The sequence below is a fragment of the uncultured Bacteroides sp. genome (assembly GCF_905207245.1).
In the GTDB taxonomy this organism is placed as follows: domain Bacteria; phylum Bacteroidota; class Bacteroidia; order Bacteroidales; family Bacteroidaceae; genus Bacteroides.
Genome location: NZ_CAJLKP010000014.1, coordinates 46,597 through 62,291, shown reverse-complemented (window position 1 = coordinate 62,291; position 15,695 = coordinate 46,597). Strand labels below are relative to the sequence as shown.

The window sequence follows — 15,695 nt, the reverse complement described above, 5'->3', positions numbered from 1 at the left end:
GATGTCTCTACTTAATTACAACCGATATAAGATATGTATTTCTCCCAAGTCCGCCAAAAGGCAGGGACTCCGTACGGGCGATGTGGTAAGGCGGCAGTATTTCGACGGAAAGAATGTCGTCTACTCCCTGATGGCCGTACTGGAAACAGGCATTGACAGGATAACCACATTGGAAGGGGAAGAACAGGAATCTCCCTACTTTATAGGGGCGTTACTGGATGGTGATGTACCCCAAAACGGTCAGATACTCGACTTTGTACGAATAACCAATCTTTTCGATGAAGACCGCAGCGGTGCCATGTACCTGACCGCATCCGACAGCCAGTCCCCTTACATGGATGTGATTGACGGCATGGCGCAGGAGAAGTCCCTGTGTTATCCCCGGGGTGACAATGGCTGCCGGTATACGCTCATGACCGGAGGAAGACTTTCCGGAGAATACCTGCCATACAAGGACGGTTGCAGCCGGGTGTTCAGCATCCTTTGTACCGGAATCCCGTTACAAGGTAAATGCGGACTGGAGCAAACGATTGGCAAAGGACTGGAGAATCCGGAAAGGATTCTCATTTCTTATAAGATACGCGCTTCCAGGGATTTTCCGTCACTTCCCTTCTCCTTAGGATATGCCGACGGTACTGAAACAGACGGAAGCGGAACGGTAGTGGTATCAACCCTCTGGCAGTACAAGCTTGCCGTCATTACCATAGACTATCTTCCCGAATACGAACGGAGTTTCAGGTTGGATTTATCCGACTTGGAACCGGGCGACCGGTGCGAAATAGCCGAACTGAACATCATCCGGCTTTCGGACATAGCCACCTTCGCAGACTCAACGAAGGCACGTGTGGGTAAAGTTCAGGGAATTATCGACCCGACCTTCGGACGATTGGAAGGTTACGGGGCTTACTTCCAACGACTTTATGCGACACGGGATATAAACATAGCCGGCACCTTGACAGCCGGTGACGAGACAGGTTTTGCCAGTACCTTCTATGTTGGTCGCATCCATAAGAATTGCCTGATAAACTCGTTGTACGGCAACTTCCTGAATCCGGTGGAAAGGGCTATCGGTGAACAACCGCCTGCCGGTATCGGGGATGTCTTTCTGATTCCTGCTGACGGTGTTATGTTGGTTGCCCAAACACAAAGCTGGGCGGAGACACATCAGGGAGAGAATTATTGCTTCTCCTTTTGGGCAAAAGGGGTATCCGGTACTTTGACTGTTTCCCAAAACGGACACCCGCTACAGGAGATAAAAATAGAGAATCAGTGGAAACGTTATCACATCCCCTTTGTCATCCGCTATGAAGAACCGGAGGATTTGCTGATAGAAATTACGACGGATACCACCGGAGTCCTGTTCTGCTGCGCCCAACTTGAAAAAGGGGAACGGGCAACGCTCTACCAGGCAACAGACGGCAAGCTGGCGGATACGGACGAGTACGGGGCGTGGTTTGCAAGGGGCGGCATCGGCGGCACGATACAGAACCCGCTCCTTAAACTCAATGCGGACGGCTCCATCTCTGCCGGTGACGGTTCATTCGTTATCCATCCCGACGGTACGGGCTACTTTGCGGAAGGACGGTTCAAGTGGACAAAGGATACCATCACTTTACAGGACGTCACTATCCGTTGGGAAGACTTTGACGATCAGGCAAAAGAAAACCTGCTTACCAAATATGTGACGATCACCGGGACGAACCTCTTCCATTACGCGGACGCCCTTCAGGAAGATGCCTGCGAACCAGCGGAAATCACTCTCTTTGCCACCGAATATAACTTCACAGCGACGGCAAGGAGATGGCAGTATATGGGAAGTGAAGGGAACTGGAAGGACATACCGGGAACTAATTCGGACTATCTTAAATTACTACCTGTTTCACATTTTTGGGAAGACAGGGATGTATTGACCCTTAGATACATCGCTACGCTGGATGAATCCGAGTATTTTGAAACCTACACCATTTCTAAACAATACGATGGTGCTGACAACTATTCCGTCTATATCGCTTCTGCCAATGGGAACGTATTCCGCAACGGTATCATTTCAACCACCTTGTCCGCCCGCGTACTCAAAGGTGGCGAGGACATTACGGAACTGATACCGGAAAAGAACTTCCTATGGATACGTGTCAGCGACAATGTTGCGGACGACGCCTGCTGGAACACTGTTACCCATACGGGGAGGACACTGGAGATAACCGGTGAGGACGTCTATCGCAAGGCGGTATTTGACTGTGAAGTAATTATTTCAACCCAATAACTTAAACTTAAATCAACTATGGCTATTAAAGTAGCAAGAGGGCAGGTCACCATCATCGACCAGAATGACGCCGTCTCCCTCCAGGCGTTTGTCGGTTCCAACCAACCCCTCACACAAGTTTATAACAAGGACACGGGCGTTTTTGCCCCGAACTGGAAAGCATCCCCGTATCTGGTACTGACACCTTCCTTATTTGTCAGCGGCAAAGGCGCTACCGACCAGATTACAACCGTAGGAAATGCGGCGGTCCTGACTCCCGGTGTAAAATCCGGTTCCGCCAAATGGTACAAGAATGGTACGGCAATAACAACAGGCGCGGACGGATGTACGATTGGGGCGGCGTCCGCTAAGTATGCGCTGACCGTCAAGACGAACCACATGAGTGTGAGTGTCCCGCAAGTACGCTACTCGTTTGAGGCTGTTTACATAGACGCCAACGGGCTGGAGATTCCCTTCCGCTCGGATATCCAGTTCACGCAGCACCTGAACGCGGGCGCGACCATCGTGGCAGTGGCTTATGCGCCTGACGGTGTGGTTTTTCGCAATGATGAGGTGACCGCCCTGAAAGCGCATTGCGATCTGTGGCGCGGGGCGACCATCGACAATACGAACATCACCTATGCCTGGGGCATCAAGGATTCCTCCGTGTTCGCGCCGACCACACTTACCGCAGCGGCGGCATCCGGAGCCACCACGATAACGGTTGCCAATATCGCCAATATGGAAGCGGGCGGAAAGATAACGGTCGGCTCGGCGCAATACACTATTTCTGCCGTGAACGCCAGTACCAAAGTGGTGACGCTGACCACCGCATTGAGCGCCGCAGCCGCTTCGGGAGCGTCCGTTTCCTGCCCGTATTACAACTCTATGCTGGGTGTGAGCTGGTCCTGCCTGACATCAGCAAACCCTAAAGGCGTTACAGCCGGATGGACGACCAATGAGATTACGATCACGGCGGATGCGGTACTGAACTTCGAGACATTCAAGTGCGCCATCAAGGACACGGACACTTCCGCAGGCAACGCTTCGGCCAATAAGGTGGTCTGTGATATCATTTCCTTTTCTGACATGTCAGACCCCATCACGGTACATATCGTCAGCCAGAAAGGATTCACCATCAAGAACAACCTCAACGACGTGGATGCCAAAGCCATTCTGTACCGGGGAGGCGACGAGTTGGACAGCGCCGGGACATCTTATATTTATACCTGGAAACTCTGGAATGCGGCGGGCACAACGGTCGTCAGGACCTATACCGGAAAGTCCGTAACAGTGTCCAAAGCGGATGTGACGGGAAGAGGTGTTCTTATGTGTGAAATTTCCAAATAGGTGCTATATGGAAGTTTGATGTTTTTTTAAGGCGGTGTCATACCGCCTTTTCCCGTTTATTCCCTATTCTATTAGACTAAACCTTAACCAATGGAAAAACAACTGATCGCACGGGGACAGGCAACCATCCTCGTGCAAAAAGACTCCTACACGATTCACCAGTCCGTAGGTGAATATATTTTTCCGGCAAGTAATAACGGCGTCCTTTCACAGGCGGTCACTTTCAGTTCCACCATCAAGGTGACGCTGGGTGACGACAACCTGACGAACTTTACGATTGGTGCCGTTACCAAACCTGCCGGGTTCTCCGCCATCACCGTGAACAACACGAACAAGACGGTTACCTACTCGGTTGCCGCTGGTACGACTACCATGGCGGACAGCGGGCTGGTGACGATTCCTGTAACGATTGCCGGACAGACATATACTATTACCTTCTCTTATGCCAAGGCGAAAACCGGCGCGGCAGGCGTTGATTCCAATATGCTGGACTGGGTGAAGGACTGGAACAGTGCCAAAACGGTGATCGGCTCCCAGTCGGTCATCACTCCCAAACTGTTTGCCGGAACCAAAAATATAAACGGGACGATAACGGGTATTGCTATCGGCAAGTTCCCGCTAAGTACCGTAAACGCTTCCGGAGCGGTTGCCACGGAGACAATCAACGGTATCTACGGGTTCAAGGACGGATACAAGACATTCGCCATTGATACCACAGGCAGCGTGGTGTTGGGTAAGGGCAACCAGTTCATCCGTTACAATCCGGCGAACGGGAAGATAGAGTTCGGATCGGAAGTGACGCTGAACTGGGTGAATGCCATCAACACCGCCAAGACCGAAGCAATCAATTCCGCAGCATCCACTGCACAGGCGAAAGCGGATGCCGCGAAGAACGCCGCCATTGCCGCTGCTGCCGCCGATGCCACAGGTAAAGTGGGCGCTATCCGGATAGCCGGACGTAACTATATCCGTAACAGTAATTTTACCGCTGCACTGACAGGCGTAATAGCGGAAGGAACAAGCATATCCATTGATACAGCCACTCTTTATAATAACTACAGAACACTGAAGGTTATTCAGAATACCGCCTGTACGGACGCTAATGCAGCTAGCCAGCGCACTTACTTTATGGCTATCAACAGCCGGATATGTGCCCCGGCAAGTTTCTCCATGTATGTCAAAGGTGCGGTAGCTTCGGTTATGAAGATACGTATCGGCATCTCGGGTATCCGTACGGTGAACATCACAACCGCATGGCAGCGTATTGTCCTTGAAAACATCACGCCTACGTCCGCAGTGGTCCTCTTCGGTTTCCAAACTGTAGGGACATACTGGTGTGCCCTTCCCATGCTGGTTGAAGGCAGCAAGGCTGTGGACTGGAGTCCCGCTCCCGAAGACCTGTTTACCGGTATCACTGATGCCAGAAAGGCAGGTACGGATGCAAAGGCGGTTGCCGATGCCATTACCAACAAGGCGAATACGGAAGGTTGGGCGACCAAACTCACCTATATAGGCTCTACGGGCATCTTCACTGGAACGCTCTCTGCCAATACGGTGAATGCCGTCCGTATCAACGCTTCCCAGATTAGCACCGGGACCATTGACGCGGCGCGTATCAACGTAGCCGCCCTGAAAACATCACTGATAACGGCAGGCAATATCGAAGCATTAACACTGAACGTTACTAAAGGGAAAGTCGGCGGCTGGTCACTGGATGCGGACTCAATTTACCGTGGCACCAAGAACAACACTTCCGGAGCATATACGGGAGCTTCGGGTTCGGTTTGCATCGGCTCGAACGGCATCCGGGGCTTTAAATGGCGGCTGGACGCGACAGGTGCGGGTGCCGTAGCGGGTGGCAATATTGCATGGGACGCGGCAGGGAATGTCACGTTCGGTGCTTCGGTAACCCTGAACTGGACAAATGCTGCCAATACAGCCGCCAATAACGGTAAACTATTTATACGTGGTACAGGATTGAACCATTCCACCACCCGTTATATCTTACTGAACGGCACGAAAATCCACGAATCCTCTTCCCGGGGACTGGTACTGAGTGTAATCAACCGGAGTGACCTGAAAGCGGTGAGCCATACGCATTACGACGTTTATGCCAGCGATGCCAACTGTAATAGCCTGGCAACGGCAATGAATGCCCTCGACAGTACCAAAATTGTCATCCTGACCTCCTATGACGCTATCCGTATCAATGCGACGCTATCCGCGGCTATCCAGCGCTGTGGCGGCTCTGATTATATGGTAACCGATGCCAGGACCCCTTACGCCCTGATAGGTATTCCGGGGATAGGCAGGAATATGGGGCTGACCTCCATATACGGTCTGGAAGCCACCGCCCCGTTCGCTGAAATCTCCACCGTCATAGTGAACGGTATTCCCCAGGGAGTCAATGCGGACGGAAAACTGAAAACCTACCTGAGCGGTACGGGTATCTATACCGGCACACTAACTGCTGCACAAGTGAATGCGGTCGCTATCAATGCCGGAAGTATCACTGCGGGCATCCTTAGTGCTGACAGGATAGGTGCTAAGGCAATTACTGCCGCCAAGATTGCCGCCGGTACGATCACTGCCACAGAAATAAATGTGGCAAGTATCCAGGCATCCGTTGTCACAGCAACGGCAGTCAATGGCCTGACCTGTACGTTCAACAAGGGAACGATAGCCGGATGGATGATTAACTCTACACAAATATTCAAGAACAGTGTTTTTCTCGGTGCGGACGGTTCCATCACGAACTCTACCAAATGGAAATTTAATAACGACGGTTCGGGACAGATAGCCAACGGGAATATCAGTTGGAACGCTGCGGGAGCGGTGACGTTTTCTTCCGCGGTTTCATTGAATTGGACGGATGCAATCGAAAAAATTCAGATAGGCGGAAACAACTTGTTGAATAACTCAGGCGACTGGAGGGCTGCCGGTTGGAACGGTGGATACACAACCAATGGCGGTGGATACACAATAGACTCGTCTGTGACTTTCAATGGGAAGCCTACACTAAAAACTGATGCCGGAAACGGGATGATTCACTCGTCATGGATAAAGTTGGAGAATAATGTCGAGTACACTTATTCAGCCATGGTAAGATGTAATAAAACTATTGCAGGTAATGGAAGTACGCCCTTGCATTATTGGGCGGGAAAGGATAACAATAACCAGTCCAAAATTACCGTTTTGAAATATGATACGTCTGTTGTTGCCAACACTTGGAAAAGGATATATGTAGTCTTCAAGCTAACTTCTGACGGAGATAGTTTCCGTCCGTTCCTTTACAGGGGAAGTAACGAATCAACATTCTATAATGTAGCTTACTTCAAACTGGAAAGAGGAAACAGACCGACTGACTGGAGCCAGTCAGACAGTGACGCCAACAAGCTTTCAATTGATGCCCAGAACGCTGCAAATGCAATTATTACAGCCTTGGGAGGTTCCGGCTATCCAAAATTGACAAAAATATCTTCCACTGGAATCTATACGGGAACACTGACGGCAGCACAGGTGAATGCGGTGGCCATCAATGCAGGTAGCATTACTGCGGGCACACTCAGTGCCGACAGGATAGCCGCCGGCAGCATCACTTCCACGAAACTGGACGCGGCAAGCATCAAAGCCAATATCATTAATACCGGCTATATAAACGGATTAACCTGCACGTTTGTACGGGGAACCATCGGCGGGTGGACAATTAATTCCACACAAATATTCAAAAATAGCGTCTATCTGGGCAGTGATGGCTCTGTTACCAACGGTACGAAATGGAAACTTAATAATGACGGTTCGGGACAGGTGGCAAACGGAAACATCAGTTGGAACGCCGCAGGAGCTGTAACTTTCGGTACCTCCGTGTCCTTGAACTGGACCAATGCAGCAACGAATGCCTTGAACTCCGCAAAGAGTTACGCCGATACCAAGAAAACGGAAGCCGTCAATGCAGCGGCTTCCGATGCGACCAATAAAACCAATGCCGCCAAGGAACTGGCTCTGGCCATGGCTTTCGGCAAGATGATGTACCGCGATCCGGAGTTTCGGAACGGCAATAACAGTATAGGAGTATATAACAATAGTGGAAACGGCACGGTAACGATCACCCGGACGGGACTCTCCAGTGCGCCCAATGACAGCAAGACGGTACTGGAAATCAAGACTACCGGCAGCGCGTCACCGGGAAATGGCGGTTTTTGCTTTAGTAACGCTTGCTCCAACCGCAAGGTGTTTATTACAAGGATCATAGCTAAAATACCGGCGGGAAGAAGTATCCAGTGGGCGAGCAATTCCATCGGCACCTCTGGCAACAGCAAGTGGCTGACACCTAATGCCGGCACGGGAGACTGGGCGGAATATATATATAAAGTAACGTGCGGCACTTCGGGCTTCTCTTCAACGAACTATTTCTATCTGGACGGCGCACAGGGAACCACGGCAGCGCCTATCATCTGGCATGTCGCCTACGCAACCGTATTCGACACGACTTCTTCCGAAAGGTATACCACCACCATTGACGCCAACGGCATTTATACCGGGACGGTACGTGCAGGCCAGGTACTTATCGACAGCACGCTGGTGGTGGGCGGCAGCACGTATAACGGCAGCATCTCGGTAAGGGATGCGGGTAACAATGTGAAGGCGACGCTCGACCGTACGGGCATAACGGCTGTTGCCGGGAAGATCGGGGGCTGGAATATCATCTCCGGTGCCATCTATGCCTGCGCGCCTGCCGGGGGACACCGTGTATACATCACTTCCAGCGGATATCTCTACAATGATGACGGCACACAGGACTACTGGGGACTGCGGGCGGACGGCTCGGCGACGTTCGGCTACGGGAAGATACTGTTCGACAATGACGGTTCGGGCTATGTGGCGAACCAGAACATCAAATGGGACGCGAAAGGCAATGTGGAAATCAAAGGCAACATCACCGCCAATTCGGGACTGATCGCCGGCTTCACCATATCCGGTAACAAGCTCATCAACACGGCAGCCGACTCTTCCATCGAGTTCTCATCCATGATGGGAAACGCTTCCATGACCATCAATGGCGGTAGTGCGCTTCTCTCGCTACGTGCCGATTCAGCACGCAAGGGCATCTTTATACAGACCTATGCTACGGGAGCCGTCGGGCTCTCCATTATCGCCAACGCCGGTTCCAACTTTGCCATCGAATCATACGGGCCGGTGCAGCTCGGACAGCGTGCCGGCGAGCGGTGGTGCGTGCCGGGTGTCCTGTACATCGGTTGCAAATACAATAGCGGCAACAGTGCGAGCTTCAGCAAGATATGGGGTGAAGGATGCAATGTCACATCCTCTTACCACATGGGAAATGCCCAATATAAATTCTATCATAATCTGGGTCATACGAATTACACCGTATTCGCGCAAGGCTGCCAAAATACAGGATATTACGGTTTCTTCCGGTTGCTGGAAAGGGCGTCCTCCTACTTTGTCATCCAGAACGTGGGGAGCAACGGCGGCCCTGACGGTTCCCCTTTCGACTTCGTAATCTACGGCAGGAACAAGTGGTATTGACCTTTACTTACCTTTTTTGCCTTCAAGAGTCCTATTCATGGAAAATGACTTATCTATGGAAATAAAAAACATCGTTGTAACCAAAAGCATGACGGCCCTGACAGCCAACGCTTACTACCAGTTGGAAACGAGCGCGTCCAACGGAATCCTGAACCGTATCTCCGCCAACGTGCTGACTCCCGCATCCGCCCAGGGGCAGGAAGAGTACCTGGGAAACATCAGTTATGAGAACCATAACCTCTCCTGTAGCTTCCTCTCGGTGGAGGACGTATCGGCATACTTCCAGGACTTTGAAGGGTTTATGGCAGAGATCGGAGCACAGCAGGAACAGGAAAAGCAAAGCGAGTGACAACATCTTCGGCTTACTTTCCCTATTCCTTGAAAAACAACTTAAAGAACAAGAATCAAACTTATGGAATTACTAATCAAAGACCGGCTTTATATTCCGGCATTCCTTCCCAAAGAAGGCAGTTTCAAAGACTTCAACACGAAGAAAAGCATCCTCAGCAAGATTGAGATCACGCAGGATGAACGTGAAGCCGTAGGGCTCAAAGAAAACGCGGAAACCAAGCGCATCGAATGGGACGTGGAAAAAGACACCCCGCTGGTAGTGGACTTCTCAGCCGACGAGATGCAGTACCTGAAAACATCCTGTGAGAAAATCTCCGACCAGAGTCTCCCGGACGATATGTGGCAGACCATCGAACGCGTTTTTGACGCAATCCAGGAACAGCAAAAATAGCATGGAAAATCATTTGTAGCATAAGATTTTGATAACCCGAAAAGGATGTCCCACCACCAAAGGGGCGTCCTTTTCTTTTTTAATTAGCTATGGCAAGACAAGACATCAATATGGACGCCTCCTGCGGGGAGGTGAACCTGGCGGATAACCTGACCGACAAGCGCATTTACCCCTTTGAGTATCTGGGAACGGATACGGACAGATACGCCTACGGGGAAATCCGCGTGGCCGGTAACTTCGAGAGCCGGTACAACGACCGGGACGGCATCCGGGTGCACATCCCGTATATTCCGCAGTACAAGGAGCTGAAAATCCGTTTCGCCTTGGAAAAAGGGGACGGAAACGAATCCTACCTGAGAAACCGCAGCGACAACAGTACATGGTTTACGGTACTTTCTCCCGACCTGGGAACGGTCTATCTCTCGGCCTTCCGCACAGTCAATGAAACGAATCACTTCAACCTGATCCTGCATGAGGGGAAGCTGTTACTGTACAGCGCCAACGAAACGGACTTTATCATCAAGCCGTCACTGGAACAAACAAAGGTATTCCTTCTCAAAGCTGCCGCCGGGAACCTCTACCAGCATCCGACCACGGGTGTAGGATTAATCAGATACCTGCACGGAAACTTTGAGAACTCGAACCTGCCGGGCAAGTTGCAACAGGAGTTTGAGGCGGACGGAATGATAATAAAAAACGCCTATATGGACTCTGAAACAGGGGAACTATTACTGGATGTGGATGAAAAACAAACGGACTAAAGAAATACGATGGGAAAATACAAAATAACAGCCGGACAGAACATTTACGATGTAGCCATGCACCTGTACGGAAGCATCGAAGGCATCGTGGACTTATTGATAAACAATCCGGAACTCTCTTTGGATGACACCCTGAAAAGCGGTGAGGAACTGGAGTACACCGACGGCTTTACCATTAGCCCCGACATAATTGCCTATAACAGGATGTACAGCCTCCTGCCGGCAAACGGGGAAAGAAACGTCTATCCCAAAGAACCTTCCGGCAAGCGTTTCATGGAGCTGTACGTAGACAACAGACAGACAGCCGCTTCGCTGTTACTAAGCGGCAACGGGACACTGGAAATAGACTGGGGAGACAACACGGAACTGGAGGTATTGATGCTGACCGGTGAGGTGAAAGAGCTCCGGCATTACTTCAATGACAAGATCGCGTCTGTCCGCAGAATGAGTTTCTATGGAGAGGTAAGGTTCAGGACGTTGGACATAAGCCGTTCGCACGCGTCATCCGTTTACCTGCTCCGTCCGGTCAGTATGGAGAAGTTTACCTGTGAGAAAATGGAACTGGATATCTCCTTCTTGTCACTGGCGGAAGATACATACGAGCTTTACTTTGCCGGATTACAAACGGGCAGCCTTCTATCACTTTTACCACTGAAAAGGTTAATGAGACTGGACTTAACCGGTTCTAAAGTAAAGCCTTCCGTTCTTGACACCTACCTGAAAACATTGGTGGCACAACACTACGGCAGACGGAATACGACCATTCTCTTATCTACCTCACCGTCGGGCACCTACCGGAAACCGGAGAAAGACAGTAACGGCAACTACCTGATTGCATCGGGCATGGAAGCCGTCTGGATGCTTACCCATGAACCCGCCTGGAACGAGGGCGGCGCATGGACATTTATTATTAACAACCAAACTTATACCTATGAGCCGGACGATACGGGAAATCTATAACGAAGCCATTACGGAGAGAAACAAGCGGCTGGAACTAAGCGAGTTCTCCAGTGATTCCAAAATGAGCATCATGAACGGAATTACGTGGACGGTGGCATCCGCTATCCACAGCTTTGAAACCTTGCTTGATGTGTTTGCCGTGGATATCTCGACAGCCATCAACCTCCGTGTAAACGGAACACCCACTTTCTATGCCAACGCATTGCTCCAATACCAGAAGGGAGACGAACTCTCGGTAAGGGAAGACGGGCTGGCTTTCGGTTATGCCAACGTGGATGAGACGAAACGTATCATCACGCAGGTATCCTACATCGAGAGCACGGACGATACCAACCTGGACAGCAAGCTGATACTGAAAGTGGCTACGGGAGAAAAGGGACATCTGGAACCGTTGCCCGCCTCGGAGATGGTACCGGTCAATGCCTATATAGGTAAGATGAAGTTTGCCGGGACCCGTATCGAGGTCATCAGCCGTGAAGGGGACGTGCTTATTCCCCGCATCACCGTCTACTATGACGGCGCCATACCCGAGAGTGAAATCTATGACAGGATTGAAGAGAAGCTGAACGGATACATCATGGGGATGCCTTTTGACTCATCCGTCTATGTTTCCTCGGTTATTGAAGCGGTCCGCAGTACCGAGCATGTGACGGACGTATATATCGACGAACGGGCGACACCCGAGCAGGGAATCTTTATCGCCTCTTACGATGCGGACGGAAACCTGTTGCCACCCGGAAAAGTGCATCGCATCACCAAAACATCGTCCGGTTTTATGAAGCAGTCGTCCGCCACGGGCAAGGAACAGGAACTGCCAACATTCCGGCAGGCAATCAGGCTAATCGTTGAAGGATGAAAGAGAACCGTTATAAACTACCGACCGACAAGCTGGTGAACAGGCTGGTGCCTTATTACCTTTCAGGCAGGAAATACATCCTTTTTCTACAAAGCCTGGTTTACCCGCTGCACTCCCTGAGTGAGAAATTCCGCACCTTTGCGGCAGAGAAACACATCGAAGCACGTATGACCTCCCAGGTGATGTACTTCGAGTGGTACCTGAATCATAAGTTCGCCCGGTACCTGAAAAACAGCGGGGAAAGGCTCGTGATTTCCCAGAGCGACTCACTGGGAGTGGACATCTACCACGAAGATGCCGCGTACGGCAAGCCCTTCACCCTTTGGTACAACCTCGAAGAGGTGGCGCTGGACGTGAAACCCGAAGAGAAGCCCCGCGAGTTTCACTTCCTGGCGGAAGAGAAGGCGATCAACCGCGTAAGCTTCATGGTGCTCGTCCCTGAAATAAACATCCCTGAAAAGGAGTTCGTCTATATGCTCTCCTTTGTTATCAACACCTATAAAGTGGCGGGCAAGACCTACCTGATAAAAATAGACCAAACTAATAATAACCCCTGATACTATGAAAGAATACATTGCAGACACGGGCGGAAGGTATACCTACGTGGATGACATCCTGAACCTTCAGGAGCTTGCCCTTTCCATGACGGCGATCTTCAACGCCTGCGAGGACTTTATCATCTCGGGATGCGAGATAACGGGCAATGCCATCTCGTCCGGCTATGTCTGGATCAATGGCAAAGTCCGTTACTTTGAAGGGTGCCCTTCGGCCGCTTTCCCTTATTATATCTATGAGAAGAACGGCACCGACACGGTGGTCTATGCCGGGGACGTGAACAAGAAAGGACGGGAAAACTACCTGTGCGCAGGCAGTAGCGTCCTTCCTTCCGTAAAAGACACCCTGACAGGTAAAGTTCCCTGCCTTATTGAAATCACCAAAGCCTACGCGCCCCGCTTCCTGGATAAGTTCTTCGGGCATTACGCCGTCCTGCTGGATACTCCTTTCAGCAAACAGACCATTAAAAAGGACTTGGTTGTCACCGGAAAACTGACTACCGAACAAGGACTGGAATCCAAGACCGCCGTATCCGTTGTTTCCCCTTCGGGATATTCCCTCAAAGGGTTGGTCAAACAAAACGGGACAGCTTCCTTCGGCTCTTACCTGAGCGGCTTGCTCATCAGTGAGATTTGTATCTCAACCGACGGCAGCATTTCATTCCTAAAGGGTGGAAACGAACTGGCGCGGATGGATGAAAACGGCATGAGCTATACCCATGCTTCCTGTACCAGCTCACGCATCGGCTCCTTGCTGATTGAAAAGAACTCTATTGTCAATATCGCGGATACCACAGACGAAGGTTCGGTGGATATTAATACCGTCCGCCTGAACGAGGAAACGAGTACCTTCCGTGACTTCCGGGTATTTGACGGCAAACAGGCAGCCATTCCCTTGCTTCATGTCAAAGGAAAGACGAAAGAAGTATGTGTCAGCGGGACTTTTACCGTGGCGGGCAAATCCATTACCATCACTTCCGCAGAATCAAAAATACTATCTTATACGGATGACGAAGGCGTGGAAACGGCGTCTATCGGATTCACTTCAAGCCAAAGCACAGACTTTTCCCTTAGCAACGCCATCGGAAACATCGAGCTTTCCCCTAAAGAATCCGTAAACATTGCCGGAGACTTAAAAGTGAACGGCACCAGCCTGAAAGACATCTATGTCAGTCAGAAGAGTTTTACGGATGCATTGGCAGGGAAAGTAAATACTGTGAAGGGCAAACAGCTCTCCACCGAAGACTTTACCACGAATTACAGGAAGAAACTGGATGCCATTTCCATCGGTGAAATCCAGACCGGGGGCGAAGGATTTGTTACCGCTACACAAGTGAAAGAGGCGCTGGCAAAGAAACTGACGGCTTCCTCCAACCTTTCCGATGTACCCGACAAAAAGATAGCACGCACTTCACTGGACATCTATTCCCGGGAGGAAACAGGCTCCCTGTTCCTGAAAGTATCCGGCAACCTGCAAGAACTCGTGTCCCTAACCGCCGACGAAGTAAACGACCTCACGGCGGAAGAAGCGGCAGCCCTGAAAGCCCGGAAGCAAGCAGCAGTCCGTGACAACCTGGATGCGGAGAAGAAAGGGACTGGAGCCTTGAAACTGGCAAAAGCAAGCAACCTTTCCGACCTGTCCGATAAGGCATCCGCCCGAAAGAACATCAGCGTCTATTCAACGGCAGAGGTAGACAAACTGCTTGCCGGGAAGCTGGATACAGACTATGCCTACACCGGCGTAGTCTTTACCGAAACCATGAAGCAAAAGCTGGAAGGAATCAAGACAGGCAGCTTCGCCTACATAGACAATGACGATGTATCACACGCGGAAGTGGAAGGCTATGTGCTTCTTTCCCATGTCAGGAAAGAGCTGGCAAAGAAAGCCGACCGCTTGCTTGCCGGATATACGGAGGAAGAGAAGAAAAGCGTTGCCGCCAATATCAATGTTTACTCCAAGACAGAAACAGATACGAAGTACGCGGGCATCGCCCGTCTCTTTCAGGATTACATTGATTACCTTGTCGCCCAGGGAAAGAAAGCCGCCGATGCGCAGAAGATGCTCCGGGACAAGCTGGATGTGCTCTCGAAAGCCGATGTCAGCGGTACTTACCTGAGACGTGACGGCAAACTATCCGACCTTTCACTGCCTGATACGGCTGCCAGAAAACAGGTATGCAACGCACTGGGAGCCGCTTACGCCCCGGAATACCAGACAAAGATTGCAGACACGGGGTGGATGCAAATGGCGAACTCCGGCAACGGAACGGACACCAGCCGGCTGTTTGTACGGCAGATCGGAAACATCGTGTCCATACAGGGTGTCATCAATACGGCCCGGCGGGACGGTAGCAATATGGGAGGAACAGTCGCCGTGCTTCCGAACGGGATTTCCGCACCCCGCTACGGATTAAGGACGACACTCTGCGACTGGAACGACGACGCAAAGTACAATAGGGGGACTACCTTTATCCTGAGCGGCGGAAGCCGGAACATCCGAATCTTTGAAAGCGGGTGGTACAACGTGAACACCGACATGAACTTTACATACATGGTATAACCAATAGCATAACTAATTATGAAGAAAATCAATATCCAAAAGGATCTGGACAGCCGCCGGGAAATCTCCCGGATGGCATACCGTCCCCAAAGCGTGAGAGCAACCGAAGTAGAACCAACCACC

Annotated in this window: 11 protein-coding genes; 10 read left to right on the top strand and 1 reads right to left on the bottom strand. The window is 51.0% G+C overall.

Going from position 1 to position 15,695, the window contains the following annotated elements; translation table 11 throughout:
- The first annotated feature begins 1 nt into the window (after position 1).
- Positions 2-2,263 (top strand): hypothetical protein, encoded by a 2,262-nt coding sequence (locus QZ135_RS06640; RefSeq protein WP_294607016.1) that lies wholly within the window; start codon positions 2-4, stop codon positions 2,261-2,263.
- A 189-nt stretch (positions 2,264-2,452) separates the two neighbouring features.
- Here the strand turns inward: QZ135_RS06640 and QZ135_RS06635 are convergent, their stop codons facing one another.
- Positions 2,453-2,662 carry a hypothetical protein gene (locus QZ135_RS06635; protein WP_294607014.1) on the bottom strand — a complete coding sequence of 70 codons (210 nt, stop codon included), beginning with the start codon at positions 2,660-2,662 and terminating at the stop codon, positions 2,453-2,455.
- A gap of 246 nt (positions 2,663-2,908) precedes the next feature.
- Here QZ135_RS06635 and QZ135_RS06630 point away from each other — a divergent pair, with 246 nt between their 5' ends.
- The 9 genes from QZ135_RS06630 (at position 2,909) to QZ135_RS06590 (ending at position 15,572) form a co-directional block, all read left to right on the top strand.
- Positions 2,909-3,592: a hypothetical protein gene (locus QZ135_RS06630; protein WP_294607012.1), complete on the top strand. Its 684-nt coding sequence runs from the start codon at positions 2,909-2,911 to the stop codon at positions 3,590-3,592.
- 90 nt (positions 3,593-3,682) lie between these two features.
- Positions 3,683-9,139 carry an interleukin-like EMT inducer domain-containing protein gene (locus tag QZ135_RS06625; protein ID WP_294607010.1) on the top strand — a complete coding sequence of 1,819 codons (5,457 nt, stop codon included), beginning with the start codon at positions 3,683-3,685 and terminating at the stop codon, positions 9,137-9,139.
- Positions 9,140-9,194: 55 nt separating this feature from the next.
- On the top strand, positions 9,195-9,488 hold the full coding sequence (locus tag QZ135_RS06620; protein WP_294607008.1) for a hypothetical protein: 294 nt from the start codon (positions 9,195-9,197) through the stop codon (positions 9,486-9,488).
- Positions 9,489-9,551: 63 nt separating this feature from the next.
- Entirely contained in the window at positions 9,552-9,881 is a 330-nt protein-coding gene (locus QZ135_RS06615) for an RNA-binding protein (RefSeq protein WP_294607006.1), read from the top strand.
- An 89-nt stretch (positions 9,882-9,970) separates the two neighbouring features.
- On the top strand, positions 9,971-10,642 hold the full coding sequence (locus QZ135_RS06610; RefSeq protein WP_294607004.1) for a hypothetical protein: 672 nt from the start codon (positions 9,971-9,973) through the stop codon (positions 10,640-10,642).
- A gap of 9 nt (positions 10,643-10,651) precedes the next feature.
- A complete protein-coding gene (locus tag QZ135_RS06605) occupies positions 10,652-11,602 on the top strand; it encodes a hypothetical protein (protein ID WP_294607002.1) in 951 nt (316 codons plus the stop codon).
- Positions 11,574-12,458 carry a hypothetical protein gene (locus QZ135_RS06600; RefSeq protein WP_294607000.1) on the top strand — a complete coding sequence of 295 codons (885 nt, stop codon included), beginning with the start codon at positions 11,574-11,576 and terminating at the stop codon, positions 12,456-12,458. The genes QZ135_RS06605 and QZ135_RS06600 overlap by 29 nt, the downstream gene beginning before the upstream one ends.
- Entirely contained in the window at positions 12,455-13,015 is a 561-nt protein-coding gene (locus QZ135_RS06595; RefSeq protein WP_294606998.1) for a hypothetical protein, read from the top strand. Before QZ135_RS06600 ends, QZ135_RS06595 begins: the two co-directional genes overlap by 4 nt.
- Positions 13,016-13,019: 4 nt before the next feature.
- Positions 13,020-15,572, top strand: coding sequence for a hypothetical protein (locus tag QZ135_RS06590; protein ID WP_294606996.1), 2,553 nt, complete (start codon positions 13,020-13,022; stop codon positions 15,570-15,572).
- Positions 15,573-15,695 lie beyond the last annotated feature (123 nt).